An 18,254-nucleotide genomic window follows, 5' to 3' on the forward strand; every position below is an offset into this window, starting at 1 on the left:
ACGAAGTGGCGGATATATCCGGTCAAAACCTACAGCGGCTACAGGTCCGGGCGCGAGCGGACGATCAGGTCGGCCAGCATCGCCAGGGCGGCGATGATCAGGCCGGTCAGGAACACCATGACCGTGTTGTTGGCCAGGCGCAGCGGATGCACCACCAGGTCGAAGACGCTCTTCGCCGCGCCGATGGCGAGCAGCGTCAGGGCGAGCGGCATCATCGCCTTGAGCGGGTTGAAGTACATCACCATCCGCAGCACCTGCAGCAGGTAGCGGTAAGCGTCGGTGACGAACCGGAACTTCGAGCGGCCGGCCCGCTGGGCGTAGTCGATCGGCACGTAGGCCACGGCGTGCTGGTTGGACATGAACGCCAGGGTGATCGTGGTGACGCAGGAGAACCCGGGGGGCAGCAGGCGCAGGTACGGCGCGGCGACGCCGCGGCGGAAGGCGCGCAGTCCGGAGTTCAGGTCCGGGATGCGCTGGCCGACCAGCCACTCGGCGATCTTGCGGATCACCCACTTGGCCGGGATGCGCAGCAGGCGGTGGCTGCCCTGCTCCGACGTGCGGGCCCCGACCACCTGGTCGACGGTGGGGTCCTCCTGCAGGCGCTCCACCAGCTCGGGGATGCGCTCGTTCGGGTAGCTCATGTCCGCGTCGGTCCACACCACGATCTCGCCGCGGGCCCGGCGGGAGCCCAGCCGGCGGACCGTGCCGGCGCCGCCGTTGCGGGCCAGCGGGATCACCTGGACCTGGGGCAGGAACTCCTGGGCCGCGCGTAACTCGGTCAGCGTGGTGTCGGTGGAGGCGTCGTCGATGGCGAGCAACTCGTAGGAGTAGCCCGCCTTGTCCATCGCCGCGCAGATCCGGTCGAGCTCCGCGCGGACGTGGTCGGCCTCGTTGTAGCAGGGCAGGACGATGGTGACGTCCAGCTGTTGGGTCATGATGCCGCCGCCGGTGTGGTGTGTGGTGGGGACGCGGCCTCGCCGCTGTCGGGGGTGCCGCCGGGCGGATCGCCCGGTGGCGGGTCGGGGGTGATGCCCTTGCGCCGGGCTCGCCAGCGGACGAGCGGTTCCAGCGAGCGGGCCAGGATCGGGCCGGTCACCGCGAGCACCAGCACGTAGGCGGCGGCGAGCGGGCCGATCCGGTCGTTGAGCCCGGCGCTGACGGCGAGGCCGGCGATGACGATGTTGAACTCGCCGCGCGGGGTCAGCGCGATGCCGGCCCGGGCCCGGCCGAGCGCGCCGATGCCGGCCCGGCGGGCCGCCCACCAGCCGGTGGCGATCTTCGTCAGCACGCTGACGAAGGCCAGGATGACGGCCACGCCCAGCATCGGGGGCAGCGCCTTGGGGTCGGTGTGCAGGCCGAAGAACACGAAGAACACCGCGGCGAAGAGGTCGCGCAGGGGGGTGAGCAATTCCCGGGCGGTGTGCGCGAGCGGGCCGGACAGCGCGATGCCGACGAGGAAGGCACCGACCGCGGCGGAGACCTGCAGCAGCTGGGCGACGCCGGCGACGAGCACCGTCAGGCCCAGCACCTTCAGCAGCAGGACCTCCTCGTTCGGGGAGGCGACGAAGCGCTCGACGTACCGCCCGAACTTCAACGCCACCACGAGAATCACGGTAATCGTCGAGGCGGCGATCGCCAGGGTGGTCAGGCCCGCGAGCACACCGACGCCGGCCAGCAGCGCGGTGAGGATCGGCAAATACACCGCCATGGTGAGGTCCTCGAAGACCAGCAGCGACAGCACCACCGGCACCTCGCGGTTACCGAGCCACTGCAGGTCGGCGAGGACCTTGGCGGTGATACCCGAGGAGGTCACGTAGGTGACGCCGCCGAGCGCGACGGCGGCGACCGGGCCCCAGCCCAGCAGCAGCGCGGTGGCCACCCCGGGGGCGGCGTTGAGCACCAGGTCGACGACGCCGGCCACGGCGTTGTGCCGCAGCGTGCCGACGAGCTCCGGCGCGGTGTACTCCAGGCCGAGGGTGAACAGCAGCAGGATGACACCGATCTCCGCGCCGGTCGCGGTGAACTCCTCGCTGGTCGCCAGGGGCAGCAGGCCACCCTGTCCGAACGCCAGCCCGGCCAGCAGATACAACGGAATCGGCGAGATGGCGAATCGGGCGGAGAGCGCGCCCAGCAGGCCGAGCCCGAGAATCACCGCCCCGATCTCGATCAACGCGGCAGCGGCATGCATGCGCGGTCAGCCGTTGTTGAGGATGTCGGCGACCGCGGCGGTACCTTCGGCCGTCCCCACCACCACGACCAGATCCCCCGGATAGAACTCGAAGTCCGGGCGGGGGCTGGCCAGGATCTGCCCGGCGCGGATCACCGCCACGATCGACGCGCCGGTGCGGGTGCGGGCCTGGGTGGCGCCGAGCGACCGGCCGTCGTAGGGCGAGCCGGCGATGATCGGCACCTGCACCGTGGCGAGCCCGGTCACCTGCCGCTGCAGGTCGGCCAGGCGCTCCACGATCCGGGCGGTGCCGAGCAGCTCGGCCACGCCGTTGGCCTCGTCGGTGTTCAGCGCGAGCGTCGCGACCACCGTGTCCGGGTCGTCGCTGCTGTAGAGCACGACGTCACGGCGGCCTGACACGTGCGAGACCACCGCGGCATGCTGGCCTTTCGCCGTCACGAACTCGTGCCGCAGCCCGATGCCGGGCAGGGCGGTGCGTTCGACGTCCACAGGCCAGTGCTCCTTCGCGTCCGGGGTCTCGGCTCCGCGGGGTGCGGCGCCGGGCAAGGGGGTACCGACGCCGCACGCGGGGTGCCGCCGGCGCCAACCCTGCCGAGCCCGTATGGCGATAGTGCCGCAGCGGCGTGACAGTCCGGTGACGGAACCAGCGGAGCGTGACGGGCGTTACCACGCAAAGGAACGAGGGGGCGCGGCGGGCATATACCGCGCCCCCTCCTGTTCCCCACGGGCCGGTGACGGAGGCGGTCCGGCCCGGCCCGATCGGGGCAACCATACAGCGGCACTGGACGCTACCGGAGATGCATCGGATCCGCCAGGGCGGCCCGCGCAGCGCTCAGTGGCGCCCGTCGCGGCGCGGCCGGACCAGGGTGAACGTGTCAACCGGGGTGAGCGCGCCGAACGGGCCGGTCACCGCGTAGTACGTCACCGCCATCCGGGTCTGGTCGCCGGGGTGGCTGCCCGGGTCGACGGTGAACGCGGCGAAGCCGTAGGGGTGGGTCTTGTCGCGGCTGGCCGACCAGGGCGCGTTCTCCCGGACGTAGATCGGCGGCCGCTTGCCGTTGCTGCCGACCGGGCCGGCACCGGTGATGACCCGGCACTGCGCGGGCTCGAAGAACAGCGCGTTGGACGGCGCGGAGGTACCGCCGCCGCCGAGCACCATGTGCACGGTGCCCTGGCTGGTGTCGGAGACGGCGAGGTCGGTGGAGACCGGGATCGGGGTCAGCGTGTCGTTGGGCTGCGCGCCGCGGATCGGCAGCGACCGCTCGTAGTGGTGCTCGTGGCCGCAGACGACGAGGTCGACGCCGTACTTGTCGAACAGCGGCACCCACTCCTCGCGGATGCCCCGGTCGGCGCCGTTGAAGTTGTCGACGGTGGAGATGACGACCTGGTGCATGACCACGACGATCCAGTCGATGTCGCGGTTGCCCCGGGTGCGCGAAAGCTCCGCCTCCAGCCACCGCCGCTGCGCGCCGCCGGAGTAGCCGCGCACGTAGGAGTTGCCGCCGTCCTGGTAGCAGATGTCGTCGTTGTTGAGGCTGATGAAGCGCACCGAGCCGACGGTGAACGCGTACCACAGCCCCCGGGTCTCGGTGTCGCCGCCGGCGTCGGGCAGCTTGAAATAGGACTGGTACGCCCCGTAGCCGATCGGCCCGTTGCCCAGCTCGTTCTCGTGGTTGCCGGCGGCCGGCATCCACGGGCGGAAGCGGGCCGAGCGGCTGTTGTTGACGAACCAGTCCGACCAGGTGCGGACCCGGTCGTCGGAGAGGTTGGCGTAGCACAGGTCGCCGTTGACCAGGTGCAGCAGCGGCGCGATCCGCTCGACGCCGGCCACCACGTCGCCGGCGGCCGGGGAGCCGAGGTTGTCGTTGACCCAGATCGGCGACGTGGACCCGGCCGGGGTGGTCTGCTTGCCCAGGGTGGGCGTGCCCTGGTCGCCGAAGCTGGTGAAGGTGAACCGGGCCCGGCCCTGCGGCGCGGTGCGGAAGAAGCCCGGCAGCGGGGTGCCGCCGTCGTGCACGGCCGCGTAGGCGTACTCGGTGTCGGGCCGCAGCCCGGTGAGCCGGGCGTGGTGCACCAGCACCTCGCTGCCGGATTTGGCGTCGGCGTAGTGGACGGTGTCGGCCTCGACGGTGCGGCCGTAGCCGCCGGACAGGGTGCCGAGGTGCACTTTGGCGCCGCGCACGGAGGTCGGCGTGGTCCAGGAGACCACCATCTCGCGGGCGGAGTCGGCGCCGAACTGCAGGTGCACGCCGTGCACCTCGGGCGCGCCGGCCGCGCCGGGCTGGTGCCAGAACAGCGGGGTGCCGTCGCCGGCCCAGGCGGTGGCGGGGGCGAGCGCGCCGGCCCCGGCGGCGAGCGCGGCGGCGCCGCCCAGACCGGCGAACAGCCCGCGCCGGGAGAGCTGGCCGCGGACCGGCGGGGCCTCGATCGGCGAGTCTTGATCTGGAGTCATGCCGCCATGCTCTGCGCGCCCGGGTGTCACGCGCCCCCGGTGCGGGACGACGCTCCCGGAAACAGCCGGTGGCCGGCAGGAGGACGGACCGTCACGGAAAACTGTACGGTCACAGGTGGGTGAGCACGTCCTCGATCCGGATCGGCAGCCGGCGGAAGCGCACGCCGGTGGCGTGGAAGAGGGCGTTGCCGATCGCGGGTGCGACGCCGACGAACGCCACCTCGCCGAGGCCCTTGACACCGACCGGGTTCAGCAGCGGGTCCGGCTCGTCGATGAAGTCCACGTCGATGTCGTGCACGTCGGCGTTGACCGCGATCGGGTACTCCTCCAGCGTCGCGTTGAGGAACCCGCCGTAGCGCGGCTCGGCCACGCTGCGCTCGCGCAGCGTCGCGCCGATGCCCCACACCACGCCGCCGCGCACCTGGCTCGCGGCGGTTACCGGGCTCGCGACCCGGCCGCAGTCGGCGACGCTGACCACCTGCGGCACCCGGACGCGGCCGGTGGCGAGCTCCACCCGGACCTCGGCGAAGTGCGCGATGTAGCTGAATGCGACGAAGCCCGGGTACTCCGGCCCGGCCAGCGCCGGCAGGCCCGTGCGCAGCCGCTCCACGGCGATGTCCGGCGGCTGACCCGGCGGTATTGTCGTCGCCTCGACGTCCACGCGCGGTGCGCCGGTGGCGGCGACCGCGGCGCGCAGGTCCACCGGGCCCGCGGCGGGCAGCCCGAGCCGGGCGCGCAGCTCGGCCAGTCCGGCCGCGACGGCCGGCAGCGCCGTCGCCGTGCCCCACGAGCCGGCGGTCAGGTGCTGCGGCGCCCGGCGGGTGTCGCCGAGGTCGAGCTCGACCGCGGCCGCCGGGACGCCCAGGTCGTCGGTGACCAGCCGGGTGATCGCGGTGCGGATGCCCTGGCCCATCTCGTGCCCGGCGACCGCGACGACGATCGTGCCGGCCGCGGTGGCGGAGAGCTTCGCGATCGCCGGGGCCAAGTCGGCCGGGTAGGCCCCGATCGCCACGCCCCAGCCGACGAGATCCCCGTCGGCGTAGTGCGAGCGCGGCTGGGGCTTGCGCTCGGCCCAGCCGAACCGCGCCGCGCCGCGCTCCAGGCACTCGGCGACGTGGCGGGAGGAGAACGGCAGCCCGGTCACCGGGTCCGTGGCCGTGTCGTTGGCCAGCCGCAGCGCCACCGGGTCCTGGCCGGTGGCGTGGGCGAGCTCGTCGACGGCGGTCTCCATCGCGAACACCGACATGTGCTCGAACGGCGCCCGCATGTAGCCGGGGGTCTGCGTGTCGGTGCGGACCTGCCGCTGCCGGCCGCGGAAGTCGCCGATGCCGTAGAGGCGCGCCGACACCTCCGTGTAGAAGGCGGGGAACAGGTCGTACCGCGAGGTCTGCTGGTCGATCTCGTGGACCGCCGCCACCAGCCGGCCGGACGCGTCGGCGCCGAGCCGGACCCGCTGGCGGCTCATCGGCCGGAAGCTCGCCTGGTGGAAGGTCTGCGGCCGGGTCAGCACCAGCTTGACCGGGCGGCCGAGCCGGCGGGCGGCGACCGCGAGCGGCCCGAGGTGCGGCTGCACCGAGTTCTTCTGCCCGAAGCCGCCGCCGACGGACGGCGAGATCACCTGGACCCGCCCGGGGTCGATGCCGAGCTGGTGGGCCATGCCGTGCTGCAGGGCGCTGGAGTTCTGGGTGCTCTCGTGCACGACCAGGGTGTCGCCGTGCCACTGCACCACGGCGCCGATCAGCTCCATCGGCACTTGATGCTGGTTCGGGCCGTACACCTCGACGTCGACCTTCACCGGCGCCGCGGCGAGGGCGGTGTCGGCGTCGCCGGCCACGGTGTCGGCGAACATCGGCATCGGCACCGCCTGCTCCTGGCCGACGATCTCCACGCCGGGGCCGTCGATCGCCACGGTAGGCGGCTCGCCGCCGGTGTAGTCGGCGGTGACCAGCCGGGCCGCCTCGGTGGCGGCGACGAGCGTGTCGGCGACCACGAGGGCGATCGGCTGGCCGCGGTAGGCGATGCGGTCGTCCAGCAGGGGCTGCAGGCTCTGGAAGCCGTAGCCGCCGCTCCAGATGAACCCGGCCGAGCGCAGTTCCGCCGCGTCGACGCGGGTGAGCACCAGGTGTACCCCCGGAATGGAAACGGCGGCCTCGGTGTGCACCCGGACGATCCGGCCCTTGGCGACGGTCGCCACGGCATATGCGGCGTGGGCCAGCCCGTGGGGCGCGCGATCCGCGCCGTAGCGCAGGGCGCCGGTGACCTTCGCGTGCGCGTCGACCCGCGCCGGTGCGGTGCTCATCGGGCCGCCCTCTCCCCCGCGACGCGCAGCGCCTCGGCGACGGTGCGCCGGGCCAGCTCGATCTTGAAGCCGTTGTCGTTCCCGGGCCGCGCCCCGGCCAGCGCCGCCTCGCCGGCCTCGCGCGTCGTCTCCGCGGTCAGCCGCCGGCCGGCGACGACCCGCTCGGCCTCGGCCGCGCGCCACGGCCGGGTGGCGACGCCGCCCAGCGCGATGCGGCACTCCCCGACCACCCCGCCGGGGCCGATGGTGACGGCGACCGCCGCGGCGGCGAGCGCGAACGCATACGACTCGCGGTCGCGCACCTTCAGGTACGTCGAGCCGCGCCCGGCCGGCGGGGCCGGCACCCGGATGCGCAGGATGAGCTCGTCCGGGGCGAGGGTGTGCTCGCGCTGCGGCGTGTCGCCCGGCTCCACGTGCAGGCCGGCGATCGGCACCGTCCGCTCGCCGCGCGGGGAGAGCACGTCGACGACCGCGTCCAGGGCGAGCAGCGCGACCGGGAAGTCGCCGGGAAACGTCGCGACGCAGGCGTCGCTGGTGCCGAGCACGGCCTGGCCCCGGTCGACGCCGCCGCGGGCCGCGCAGCCGCTGCCCGGGTCGCGTTTGTTGCACGGGAACATCGTTTCGCGGAAGTACGGGCAGCGGGTGCGCTGCAGCAGGTTCCCGGCCACGGTGGCCATGTTGCGCAGCTGCTGCGACGCCGCCCGCCACAGCGACTCGGCCAGCACCGGGTAGTCGCGGCGCAGCACAGCATCGGCCGCGACGTCGGCCATCCGCGCGCCGGCGCCGATCACCAGCTCGTCATCGCCGGCGGCGATCGTGGCCAGCTCGGCGAGGCGGCTCACGTCCACCAGCGTCGAGGGCTGTTCGACGCCGAGCTTCATGAGGTCGTACAGCGTCGTGCCGCCGGCCAGGAACTTCGCGCCCGGCCCCGCGGCCGACAGCGCCGCGACGGCATCGTCGACCGTAGCCGGCGCGGAATAGGTGAAGGTCCGCATCCCTCACACCCCCGGCGCCGCCGCGGCCTGGCGGACCGCGGCCACGATCCCGGGATAGGCGCCGCAGCGGCACAGGTTGCCGCTCATGTATTCGCGGATCTCGTCGTCGTCGCCCGCGTGCCCCTCGGCGATGCAGCACAGCCCGGACATGATCTGCCCGGGCGTGCAGTAGCCGCACTGCAGCGCGTCGTGGTCGATGAAGGCCTGCTGGAGCGGGTGCAGCTCGCCGCCCGGCCCGGCCACCCCCTCGATCGTGCGCACCTGCCGCCCGCCGGCCTGCACCGCCGGCATCAGGCAGGACACGATCCGGCGGCCGTCCACGTGGACGGTGCACGCCCCGCAGTGCCCGTGGTCGCAGCCTTTCTTGGTGCCGAACAGGTGCAGCCGGTCCTGCAGGACCTCCAGCAGGGACTCCCGCGGGTCCAGCTCCAGCTCCACCGGCCGGCCGTTGACGCCGAACGTCGTCACGGGGCGGGCACTACCCGAGCCGCCCCCGGGCAACCCACCCGGTCAGGGTCGTCCCGGTGAGCCGCCCGTGGTGACCCCGCATCGCCCCCGACCGCGCGGCCGCCATGGACCTGTTCATCGACGTCGCCGCGGCGGCGCACGGCCTGGCGCTCTTCCTGCAGCAGCACCTGCTGCCCGCCGGCCGCGACACGGCCGGCGCGGCGCAGGCGCGGGCCGCCGCCGTCGCGCGCGCCCTGGCGCTTTTTCTCAACCCGGCGCTCGCCGCGCCGATGGGGCGCGCGGGGAGAACGGCCGGGTGCCCGTAGGTTCGGGAGTCCACGTGGTGGAGCGCTGGGTCGGTTCGCTCGGGGTCCGCAAGGCCATCGTCCTCACCGTCGCCGCCACCGGCCTGGTGGCGCTCCTGGTCGGCGTGTTGAGCCTGGTGCAGATGCGCACGGTCGCGGACCAGGGCGACGAGATGTACAAGCGCGCCGTGGAGCCCGCGGGCGACCTGAGCAAGCTGCACGAGCTGATCTGGAAGTTCAAGTACGCCTCGGTGGCGGTCACCACGGCCTCGAACGCCCAGACGCTGCAGACCTTCACCACGCTGCAGGACCAGACGCTCAAGGACATCAACACCACGATGGCCTCCTACGGCCGCCACGACCTCACCGACGAGCAGCGCGGCGTCTACCAGCGCTTCCAGCAGGACTGGCAGGCGTACCTGAGCCTGCGCACCCAGGCGCTGGACCTGCGTGCCCAGGGCAAGACGGCCGAGTACGACACCATGCGCGTCCAGCAGCTCAACCCGGCCTCCGACAAGGCGATCGCCGACCTGGACAACATCAGCGCCATCTCCACCCGGATCGGCCAGGAGCGCATCGACAAGGCCCACCACACCTACTCGCAGGCCCGGCTCATCGTGACGATCGTCCTCGTCGCCGGGCTGCTGCTGGCCCTGATCCTGGGCGCACTCGTGGCCGCGACCATCATCCGGCCGCTGCACCGCCTGCGCGCCACCCTGCAGGCGCTGGCCGGCGGCGACCTGACCGGGACCGTCCACGTGCCCAGCCGCAACGAGCTGGGCGAGATGGCGGCGTCGCTGAACGCGGCCACGGCCCAGATGCGGGCCGCGGTCGGCACCCTGGCCGGCAGCAGCACCGGCCTGGCCGGGCGGGCCGCGCAGCTCGAGCAGACCAGCCAGGACCTGGAGCACAGCGCCCAGCGCACCTCCGAGCGGGTCGCGTCGATCGGCCAGGACCTCGGCAGCGTCTCCAGCAGCGTGCAGTCGGTGGCCGGCGGCGCCGACGAGATGGGCCTGTCGATCCGGCAGATCTCGGCCAGCGCGAGCGAGGCGGCCACGGTCGCCCGCGAGGGCGTCGAGGTGGCCGCCGCGACCGAGGACATCATGAAGCGCCTCGGCACCTCCTCGGCCGAGATCGGCAACGTGGTCAAGGTCATCACGGCGATCGCCGAGCAGACCAACCTGCTCGCCCTCAACGCGACCATCGAGGCGGCCCGGGCCGGCGAGAGCGGCAAGGGCTTCGCGGTCGTCGCCGGCGAGGTCAAGGACCTCGCCCAGGAGACGGCGAAGGCGACGGAGGAGATCGGCCGGCGGGTGCAGGCGATCCAGGTGGACACCGGCAACGCGGTGGAGTCGATCGCCAACGTCAGCGAGGTGATCCGGCGGATCAACGAGTACCAGACGACGATCGCCGCGGCGGTCGAGGAGCAGAGCGCCACGGCCGGCAGCATGGCCGGCGACCTGAACACCGCGGCCGGCGGCACCGAACGCATCGGCGGCGGCATGACCGAGGTCGTCCAGGCCGCCGACAGCACCCGCGACGGCGCCGGCGCCGCCCGCGCCGCCGCCGGCGAACTCAGCGCGATGTCCGCCGAACTCCGCACCGCCGTCAGCGCCTTCCGCTACTGACAGCTCGCGCCCGCGCCCGCGCCCGGGCACGGCGCAGCGACCGGAAGTCTCCGTGATCATGCGCCTCTGGGCGTCGACACCAAGGGTTTTCATGATCGTGGAGTGGTGATGTACCCCCGTGTACCACAAGTCTCCGGGATCATGGCAAACCCGTGGTGCGGTCAGCGCGGGCATCATGATCACGGAGACTTTCGCCCGGCCCGGCCGCGCAGATCGGAGGGTGCGCCCGGCGGGTGCGACATCCGCACCGCCGTGCCGCCCGGCTGCGCCGAGGGGTCTGCGCCTCCAGCCCGCGACGGCCCCTGCGGGCGCCTGAACATCAAGTCGAGCGATCAGACGCTGGCGTCAGGCGGTCGGCTGGTCGTCGCCGCCGGTCATGGCCAGGTGGGCGCGCTGGCGGAGCTCCGGTGGGATCAGGTCGAGCAGTTGGCCGGGGCGCAGCGGGAGGTCCAGCAGGCTCAGCTTGACCCGGCTGCGGCTGGCGTGCGCGTCCGCCGACAGGCGTACCACCTGGGCGGCGTCCGCGCGCAAGGCGGCGGTCACCCGGCCCTCGTGGGTCAGGGCGCCGGCCGGGGTGCCGTCGACGTCGACCGCGATGGCGGCGCTGTCCGGAGCGGTGGCGAGGGTGACCCGGTCCCCTGCGCCGAGCACCACGGCCCGGCCGATGCCGGCCATGGGGGCCACCGGCGTGACGACGATCGCGCCGGAGGACGGCGACAGGATCGGGCCGCCGGCCGCGTAGTTGTAGGCGGTGGACCCGGTCGCGGTGGCCACGACGACGGCGTCGGCGCGGTAGTAGCCGTACTGCACGTCGTTGACCCACAGGTCGACCGACACGGCGCCGGTGCGGCCCTCGCGGGCGAGTACCACGTCGTTGAAGCCGTAGCGGGTGGCGAGCTCCAGGCCGCCGACTTCGAGGCAGCCGTACTGCTCGATGGTGAAGTCGCCCCCGGCCAGCCGGGACAGCGCCGCCGGCAGTTCGGGCGGCGACACCTCGACGAGGAAGCCCAGGTTGCCGTGGTTGACGCCGAGCACCGGCACCGGCCGGTCGACCAGCAGCCGCATCGCGCCCAGCATCGTGCCGTCGCCGCCGAGCGCGATGACGCCGTCGACCTCGGCGGGGAACCGCTCCTCGGGCACCACCTCGATGCCGGGCGGCACCCGCCGCCGGTCGCTCTCGCGGGCCAGCACCCGCAGCGGCTTGCCGGCCGCGGCGGTGGCGGCGAGGATGGCCTCGATCGAGCGGTCCACCGGCTTCGTCGGATGCAGCACCAAACCGAGCGCGTTGACCATCAGTTCTCCCCTGTGAGCCGCCGGGCCACGCGGGCCGCGGCTTCGTCCACTGTGGACACTACCGGCACGCCCGGCGGAGCGGGCGGGCGGTCCACCACGACCACCGCGACGCCCAGCGCGCGGGCCGCGTCCAGCTTCGCCGAGGTCATCTCGCCGCCGCTGTCCTTCGTGACCAGCGCGCCGATGTCGTGGGCGCGCATGAGCTCCGTCTCGCCGGCGACGGTGAACGGGCCGCGGTCGAGCAGCACGGTCATCCGGGGCGGCACGGGTGGTACCGGCGGATCCACGCAACGGACCAGGAACCACAGGCGGGTCAGGTGCGCGAAGCGCGACAGCGCCTGCCGGCCCGTGGTCAGGAACACCCGCTCCGCCAGGGACGGCAGCAGGGCCGCCGCCGCGTCCAGGGTCGGCACCCGGTGCCAGGCGTCGCCGGGGCGCGGCGCGAAGCCGGGGCGGCGCAGCACGACCAGCGGCACGCCGGCGGCCGTGCAGGCCGCGGCGGCGTTGGCCGACATCCGGGCGGCGAAGGGGTGGGTGGCGTCCACGACGGCGTCGATGCGCTCGGCGGCCAGATACGCGGCGAGGCCCTCGGGGCCGCCGAAGCCGCCGACGCGGACCTCCCCCGCCGGCAGCACCGGGTCGGCGACGCGGCCGGCGAGGGAGGAGATCACGCGGTGGGCCGGCAGCAACACCGAGGCCAGCTGCCGGGCTTCCCCGGTGCCGCCGAGCACGAGCACGGTGGGCACCGGGGAATGATAACGGTTACGGGTAGTTGACCAGGTTGGCGACGTTGCTCGACGAGTTCGACGGGCCGCCGCTGCTGTTGATGATGTGGGCGATCGTGCCGGTACCCCCGAGGGAAACCGTGACCATGTCGTGGAACTTCACGTTCGCCGTCTGCGGCACCTCGAACGAGTGGCCGAGCACCACGCTCGAGTTGGTGCTGAAGAAGCAGTAGCTGCCCAGGCCCCACGCCTCGTGCGAGGTGACGTTGGCGGCGACCTTGTAGGCGGCCCAGCCCTGCGCCCCGCCGCCGCTGGACCAGCTGGACTGGTTCGGCACGTCGTAGGGAATCTCGTTCTGGAAGAAGTAGGTCCGGCCGCCGTTGCCGTTCCAGATGACTTGGTACTGCTGGTAGTGCTCGACGAACAGGCCGTAGAACGTCACGTTGGCGCCGTTGACGACCAGGCCGTTGGCGGCGGTGTTGGTGTTCCAGCCGACGGTGCTCGAGTTGAGGCCGTGGTCGGCGCGCCAGATCCAGGAGTGGTCGCCGATCACGTTGTTGCTGTTGATCCGTAGGCTGACCGTGGCCTTGCCGGCCTGGGAGCCGCCGACGCGGAAGAACACGTCGTGCAGCGAGGTCGGGTTGGCCGAGTGGTCAGCGGACGACCCGCTCGGGCCGACCTCCATGAGCACCGGCGAGTTGGTGGTGCCGGCGTCGAAGAGCAGGCCGGCCACCTTCACGCCGTCGACGTCGGCGACGCTCATCGCGGTGACGCCGTTGTCCGGCACGATCGTGGCCAGGCCGAGGCCGAGGACCACGGTGTTGGCCCGGGTGATGCGGATCGTGTCGTTGACGTGGTAGACGCCGGGGGTGAACAGCAGGTTCTGCCCGGCCGCCAGGGCGGCGTTGATGCTGGCCGCGGTGGCGCCGGCCTTGACGACGTAGAACTGGCTGATCGGGATCGAGCTGCCGGCGTTGCCGCTCTGCCACGAGTTGCCGACCGAGTTGGTCCGCAGGCTCGGCACGAACACCTGGTAGGCGCCGTTGCCGTCGACGTAGAGGAACGGCTTCTCCCGCACCACCGGGGTCTGGGCGACCCGGGTGTAGGGCGGGCTGGGGAAGTTGCCGCTCGGCGCGTTGGTGTCGCCGACGAAGACCATGTTCCAGTTCGAGCCGCTCCAGCTGCCCATGTTGGAGTTGCGGGTGATCCACTGCTGCTGCGAGCCGGAGCGGATCTGCCCGTCGATGACCGAGTCGGAGATCCAGCCGCCGCTGGACCAGCCGCCGTCGTCGAGCTGCAGGTTGCCGCGGACGTGCATGCGGCGGTACGGCGCGGCCTGCGACACGGCCCAGCGGTCGGTGCCGCCGGTGGGGTTGACCGACAGGTTCTCCGCCGAGCGCCAGAAGTTCTGGGTCGCGTTCTGCGTGCCGTCGGGCCACCAGTCGGCCTCGGCGTGCACGGCGCCGTTGATGGTGACCTGGTCCGGGGTGAGGCCGAGCCCGGCGACCTGGGTGTAGAAGCCGACGTTGGCATCGACGTTGTAGGTGCCCGGCCGGAACAGCAGCGCGTAGCGCTGGGTGCCGAACTGGTTGCTCACCTGCGAGTTGAACACCGAGGTGAGCTTGCTCTGGATGGTCGAGGCCGACATCGACGGGTCGAAGATCGACACGTTGGGCCCGAGGTCCGGGTTGCCGGTGTTCGGCGGCGTGCTGGTGGGCGGTGGCGGCGGCGTGGTGCCTCCCGGCAGCGTCCACTGCTGGTTGGCGCTGGCGAAGCAGTCCCAGATCTGCAGCGGCGTGCCGTCCGCGGAGCTGGGGCCGGTGGCGTCGAGGCACTTGCCCAGCGCCCGCAGCGTGCCGTCGGACTGCTTCGACCACTGCTGGGCGGCGGTGCCGTTGCAGTCGTAGATCTGCACCTTGGTGCCGTTGGCGCTGCTGGCGGCGGCAACGTCGAGGCACTTGCCCAGGGCGCGGATCGTGCCGTCGTCGCCGACGGTCCACTGCTGCGCGCTGGTGCCGTTGCAGGTGTAGAGCTGGACCTGGGTGCCGTTGGCGCTGCTGGCCGCGGCGATGTCGACGCACTTGCCGCCGTAGCCGGTGATCTGGCCGACCGTCGCCGCCGAGGCGGCGCTCATGGCGACGGCGCCGATGCCGACGGCGGCCAGGACGGTCGCCATCACGGCGAGGCCGATCCTCAGGCGGGGCCGCCGCCGTCTGGTGGTGGAGGGGGTCACTCGTGGGTCCCTTCTGGGCGGGAAGCCCGCACGGACCCGGGTGGGGGTAGGTCCGGGGCGGGCGATCTGTGAGGTTACTTAACAGATCCACCGGAGGCTATTCCTGGCCCCGGCCACGCGTCAATACACGACCCGAACTAAGGTCCTGGCCTGCGAATTGACGCGCGAGTCGGTGCCCCGGCCGTCCGCTTACCGGGGCACCCGATCGGTCCGGACGGGCGTCTGTTAAGCACCCTTCCAGTTGGAGGCGAGGCTATGACCGCCATCCATCGCCCGTCAATAAAAGAGGCGAAAAAAGGGGTGCCGTTAAGGTTCGCTTGAGCCGGGCTCTTGCGACGCCGCCAGCCACGGCAGCGCTCTGCTCGTGAACGCGACCGCACCCCTCCGGGCTTCTTCCCACGAGCCAGAGATATCCGAAATGTCGGGCGCTGGGGCGCCCGACATTTCGGATTTATCGCCTGACAGGCGGAAAATCGCTAATGCCCCAACCCGAGCGTCGAGGTCAGGCGCGTCAAGCGCAACGCGACACGGGGCGGCGCGAGGCGGCGCGAGGCGGGGCGGCGCGGCGCGGGGCGGCGCGGCGCGGGGCGGCGCGGCGCGGGGCGGCGCGGCGCGGGGCGGCGCGAGGCGAGGCAGCGCGGGCGGCGCGAGGCGAGGCAGCGCGGGCGGCGCGAGGCGAGGCAGCGCGGGCGGCGCGGGCGGCGCGAGGCGAGGCAGCGCGGGCGGCGCGAGGCGAGGCAGCGCGGGCGGCGCGGGCGGCGCGAGGCGAGGCAGCGCGGGCGGCGCGAGGCGAGGCAGCGCGGGCGGCGCGGGGGCGAGGCGACGCGGCGCGGGGCGGCACACGCAGCGCAACACGGCACGGCACGGCGCGACACCGCAAGCACGGCGCGACAAGGGCCGCACGGCAGCTCTGCCATAAACAGCGTCGACGGCCGAGGCGACCGCGTCAGTGCCGATCGACCGCGGACCGGCCGGACGAATGTTTCCGGGATCATGATGCTCGCGGGAGCCGCGACGCGGGTTTTTCATGATCACGGAGTGCTGATGTACACCCGTGTACCAAGACTCTCCGGGATCATGAAAAACCCGGGTGTCGGTGCGGAGTTGGGCATGATCGTGGAGACTTTTTGTCGCGCGCGGCGCTCCGCGGCGGGCAGCGTCCGAGAGGTGGGACGTCATCACGGGACCCCGCGCCTGGACGTGTAAGTCGGACGGGTCCGGCCGAGGGGTGCGGCTCAGGGGCGGGAGGCGCGGCGCAGCAGCTCCGCCATCGGCAGCGTCGCCGCGCCGAAGGCGACCGCGTCCGGGCCGAGCTCGCACAGCTCGATGCTCACCTGGCCGAAGGGGTGCTCCAGGGCCTGCTCGCGGGCCGCGGCGCGAATCTGCGGCAGCAGCCGGGCGCCCAGCGCCAGGCCGGCCCAGCCGCCCAGCACGACGCGCTCCGGGTTGAACAGGTTGACCAGGTTGCCGATGCCGGCGCCGAGGATGCCGGCGGTCTCGGCGAGGGTCTCGGCGGCGGCCGGGGTGTCGGCGGCGAGCAGCGCGGACAGGTCGGCGATCTCGCCGTCGGCGGCGGGCCGGGTGGGGTCGGCCCGGCGGTACCGCTCCAGGATCCCCTCGGCGCCGACGTAGGCCTCCAGGCAGCCGCGGGCACCGCAGCGGCACGGCCGGCCGCCGTAGACGACCGTGGTGTGGCCCCACTCGCCGGCGCTGCTGCTGGCGCCGCGGTAGACGGTGCCGTTGGTGATCACGGCGGCGCCGACGCCCGAGCCGACCAGGACGATGACGGCGTTGCCCGCGCCGCGCCCGGCGCCGAACCACATCTCGGCCTGGCCCTGCGTCTTGGCGCCGTTCTCGACGAACAGCGGGGCGGTGATGCCGCGGTCCTGCAGCAGCTCGTGGAAGGACACCCCGCGCCAGCCCAGCGTCGGGGCGTAGACCCGGGCCGGCGCGGCCTGCTCCACCGTGCCGGGCACGCCGATGCCGATGCCGACCAGCGCCGACGGCTCGACGCCGGCGAGCACCGCGCGGATGCCCGCCTCCAGCTGGCCGGCGACCGCGGCCGGGTCGGGGCGCGAGGACGGCAGCGGCTCGTCGATCGTGGCCAGGCGGCTCATGGACAGGTCGAACAGCTCGACCTTGACCCCGGTCTCGCCCACGTCGGCGCCGACCAATCGGCCGAAGCCGGGGTTGACCCGCAGCAGCACCCGGGGGCGCCCGCCGTCGGACTCGATCTGCCCGGCCTCGATGATCAGGCCCTCGTGCAGCAGCTCGGCCGTGACGCTGCTGGCGGTGGCGGCGCTCAGCCCGGTGATCCGGCTCAGGTCGTGCCGGCTCAGCGGGCCGCGGAAGAACAGCTCCGACAGCAGCGTCGAGCGGTTGCGCCGGCGCATGTCGCGCGTCGTCGCCCGCTCGACCTCGATGCGCACCACCGCGTTGTCCTCCCCGAATGATCCCTGGGTAGCGATCGTGTCACGCGACTGCGGGTGCGTCGAGGCGAGGGGTCAGCGCCGCCGGGCCCGCCGGGCCACCGCGCCCACCAGCGCGAGCCCGACCACCACGAATGCGCCGATCAGCAGGGCCGCGCGGGCCCGGGTGTCGCGCACCGGCGTGGGGGCGGGCGAGGGACTCGCCGAGGGGCGCGCACTACTGGCCGCGACGGCCGGACTCGGCGTCGGCCGGTTCCTGATGGGGTACCGCAGGATGCTCACCGGCCCGGACTGGTCCGACACGGTCAGGAAGGCCGTGCCGTCGAGCGTGTAGGCGATGGCCTCGCCCTGCGGCTCGCCGGGCAGCGGGGTGACCCGCGAGGTGCCGGTCGTGATCGCGGCCGCGACGTCGCCGTCCTTGACGTCGAACTCGTAGGCGTCGGAGTACGTACGGACCACCGCGCGGGTGCCGTCCGGCGACACCGCCGCGCCGGTGATGAACGAGTTGCCGATGAAGCCCAGCGGGTTGTCGGTGCCGCTGTGCGCGGGCGTGAAGTGGCCGACCGCGCTCAGCGCGGCGCCGGTGGCGTTGTCGGTGGGCAGCGGGGTGTCGAGGCGGAACACCTCGCCGCCGGGGTCCTTCGTGACGATGACCGGCCGGCCGGCGCCGTCGATGAGCAGCGCCTCGGCGTCGCGGGGCGCGCCGTCCGGGTACCGCAGCCGATGGATCTTCATGGTCTTCGACCCGGGCTGCAGCGTCCACAGCGCGATCGAGTCGCGGCGCTTGCCGGAGCCGCCGGTCAGCGGGCTGTTGTCGCCGATGTCGGCGATCCAGACCACGCCCTTGCGGTCCACGGCGAGGTCCTCGGGGTCGCGGGCGGTGGTGGGGTAGCCGACGCTGCGGGTCAGCGCGCAGTCCGGCCCGAGGTAGAACAGCCGCATCTTGCGCGGCTCCGGGTTGGAGTCGTTCTCGACCAGGAAGCCGCCGCCGGGCAGGGCGGCCAAGCCGGAGGCCTCGATGACGGCCGGGTCGGTGATGCGGCAGACCTCCTGCGGGCCGTCGGCCCGGGCCTGGGCCGGCGCGCCCGGCAGCAGGACGAGCAGGGCGACGATCGTGACCAGCGCCGCCCACCGCATGCCGCCAGTTTGGCAGAGCGGATCACGTCCACCCGGTTCGGGTGACCCTCGGTCGTCCGAACGACCGCCGATAGTGACCGACACGACGGCGGAATCGTACCGGTTCATGCCTTAAATATGCGA

Annotated in this window: 14 protein-coding genes; 2 read left to right on the top strand and 12 right to left on the bottom strand. The window is 73.2% G+C overall.

Going from position 1 to position 18,254, the window contains the following annotated elements:
- Positions 1-38 precede the first annotated feature (38 nt).
- The 7 genes from ACQPXD_RS38430 to ACQPXD_RS38460 form a co-directional block, all read right to left on the bottom strand.
- Positions 39-935 carry a glycosyltransferase family 2 protein gene (locus tag ACQPXD_RS38430; protein WP_432826899.1) on the bottom strand — a complete coding sequence of 299 codons (897 nt, stop codon included), beginning with the start codon at positions 933-935 and terminating at the stop codon, positions 39-41.
- On the bottom strand, positions 932-2,188 hold the full coding sequence (locus ACQPXD_RS38435) for a cation:proton antiporter (RefSeq protein WP_432826901.1): 1,257 nt from the start codon (positions 2,186-2,188) through the stop codon (positions 932-934). Before ACQPXD_RS38435 ends, ACQPXD_RS38430 begins: the two co-directional genes overlap by 4 nt.
- Positions 2,189-2,194: 6 nt before the next feature.
- Positions 2,195-2,677, bottom strand: a complete 483-nt coding sequence (locus ACQPXD_RS38440) for a cation:proton antiporter regulatory subunit (protein WP_432826903.1) — start codon at positions 2,675-2,677, stop codon at positions 2,195-2,197.
- 343 nt (positions 2,678-3,020) lie between these two features.
- Positions 3,021-4,640 carry a purple acid phosphatase family protein gene (locus ACQPXD_RS38445; RefSeq protein WP_432826905.1) on the bottom strand — a complete coding sequence of 540 codons (1,620 nt, stop codon included), beginning with the start codon at positions 4,638-4,640 and terminating at the stop codon, positions 3,021-3,023.
- Between the two features lie 109 nt (positions 4,641-4,749).
- Complete coding sequence (locus tag ACQPXD_RS38450; protein WP_432826907.1) at positions 4,750-6,939, bottom strand: xanthine dehydrogenase family protein molybdopterin-binding subunit; 2,190 nt, start codon at positions 6,937-6,939, stop codon at positions 4,750-4,752.
- Positions 6,936-7,934, bottom strand: a complete 999-nt coding sequence (locus ACQPXD_RS38455) for an FAD binding domain-containing protein (RefSeq protein ID WP_432826909.1) — start codon at positions 7,932-7,934, stop codon at positions 6,936-6,938. The genes ACQPXD_RS38450 and ACQPXD_RS38455 overlap by 4 nt, the downstream gene beginning before the upstream one ends.
- Before the next feature lie 3 nt (positions 7,935-7,937).
- A complete protein-coding gene (locus ACQPXD_RS38460) occupies positions 7,938-8,402 on the bottom strand; it encodes a (2Fe-2S)-binding protein (protein WP_432826911.1) in 465 nt (154 codons plus the stop codon).
- A gap of 104 nt (positions 8,403-8,506) precedes the next feature.
- Here ACQPXD_RS38460 and ACQPXD_RS38465 point away from each other — a divergent pair, with 104 nt between their 5' ends.
- Together ACQPXD_RS38465 and ACQPXD_RS38470 are read left to right on the top strand one after the other, a co-directional pair.
- Positions 8,507-8,707, top strand: coding sequence for a hypothetical protein (locus ACQPXD_RS38465; protein ID WP_432826913.1), 201 nt, complete (start codon positions 8,507-8,509; stop codon positions 8,705-8,707).
- 14 nt (positions 8,708-8,721) lie between these two features.
- Positions 8,722-10,314: a methyl-accepting chemotaxis protein gene (locus tag ACQPXD_RS38470; protein ID WP_432826915.1), complete on the top strand. Its 1,593-nt coding sequence runs from the start codon at positions 8,722-8,724 to the stop codon at positions 10,312-10,314.
- Positions 10,315-10,659: 345 nt separating this feature from the next.
- On the opposite strand, the gene ACQPXD_RS38475 is transcribed toward ACQPXD_RS38470, so the two are convergent.
- From ACQPXD_RS38475 to ACQPXD_RS38495, 5 genes are all read right to left on the bottom strand, one after another.
- Positions 10,660-11,607, bottom strand: a complete 948-nt coding sequence (locus ACQPXD_RS38475; RefSeq protein WP_432826917.1) for an NAD(+)/NADH kinase — start codon at positions 11,605-11,607, stop codon at positions 10,660-10,662.
- A complete protein-coding gene (locus tag ACQPXD_RS38480; protein WP_432826919.1) occupies positions 11,607-12,353 on the bottom strand; it encodes a cobalt-precorrin-6A reductase in 747 nt (248 codons plus the stop codon). The genes ACQPXD_RS38475 and ACQPXD_RS38480 overlap by 1 nt, the downstream gene beginning before the upstream one ends.
- A gap of 16 nt (positions 12,354-12,369) precedes the next feature.
- Complete coding sequence (locus ACQPXD_RS38485; protein ID WP_432844116.1) at positions 12,370-14,508, bottom strand: ricin-type beta-trefoil lectin domain protein; 2,139 nt, start codon at positions 14,506-14,508, stop codon at positions 12,370-12,372.
- 1,292 nt (positions 14,509-15,800) lie between these two features.
- Entirely contained in the window at positions 15,801-16,997 is a 1,197-nt protein-coding gene (locus ACQPXD_RS38490; protein ID WP_432826921.1) for an ROK family protein, read from the bottom strand.
- Between the two features lie 72 nt (positions 16,998-17,069).
- Positions 17,070-18,131 (bottom strand): hypothetical protein, encoded by a 1,062-nt coding sequence (locus tag ACQPXD_RS38495; RefSeq protein ID WP_432826923.1) that lies wholly within the window; start codon positions 18,129-18,131, stop codon positions 17,070-17,072.
- Positions 18,132-18,254 lie beyond the last annotated feature (123 nt).

The sequence above is a fragment of the Dactylosporangium sp. CA-092794 genome (genome assembly GCF_050948465.1).
Taxonomy (GTDB): Bacteria; Actinomycetota; Actinomycetes; order Mycobacteriales; family Micromonosporaceae; genus Dactylosporangium.

Bases quoted from the DNA above. Each gene is read 5' to 3' on its own strand.
- ACQPXD_RS38430 (WP_432826899.1), bottom strand. From the start codon at position 935: ATGACCCAACAGCTGGACGTCACCATCGTCCTGCCCTGCTACAACGAG.
- ACQPXD_RS38435 (WP_432826901.1), bottom strand. From the start codon at position 2,188: ATGCATGCCGCTGCCGCGTTGATCGAGATCGGGGCGGTGATTCTCGGG.
- ACQPXD_RS38445 (WP_432826905.1), bottom strand. From the start codon at position 4,640: ATGACTCCAGATCAAGACTCGCCGATCGAGGCCCCGCCGGTCCGCGGC.
- ACQPXD_RS38450 (WP_432826907.1), bottom strand. From the start codon at position 6,939: ATGAGCACCGCACCGGCGCGGGTCGACGCGCACGCGAAGGTCACCGGC.
- ACQPXD_RS38455 (WP_432826909.1), bottom strand. From the start codon at position 7,934: ATGCGGACCTTCACCTATTCCGCGCCGGCTACGGTCGACGATGCCGTC.
- ACQPXD_RS38465 (WP_432826913.1), top strand. From the start codon at position 8,507: ATGGACCTGTTCATCGACGTCGCCGCGGCGGCGCACGGCCTGGCGCTC.
- ACQPXD_RS38475 (WP_432826917.1), bottom strand. From the start codon at position 11,607: ATGGTCAACGCGCTCGGTTTGGTGCTGCATCCGACGAAGCCGGTGGAC.
- ACQPXD_RS38485 (WP_432844116.1), bottom strand. From the start codon at position 14,508: ATGGCGACCGTCCTGGCCGCCGTCGGCATCGGCGCCGTCGCCATGAGC.
- ACQPXD_RS38495 (WP_432826923.1), bottom strand. From the start codon at position 18,131: ATGCGGTGGGCGGCGCTGGTCACGATCGTCGCCCTGCTCGTCCTGCTG.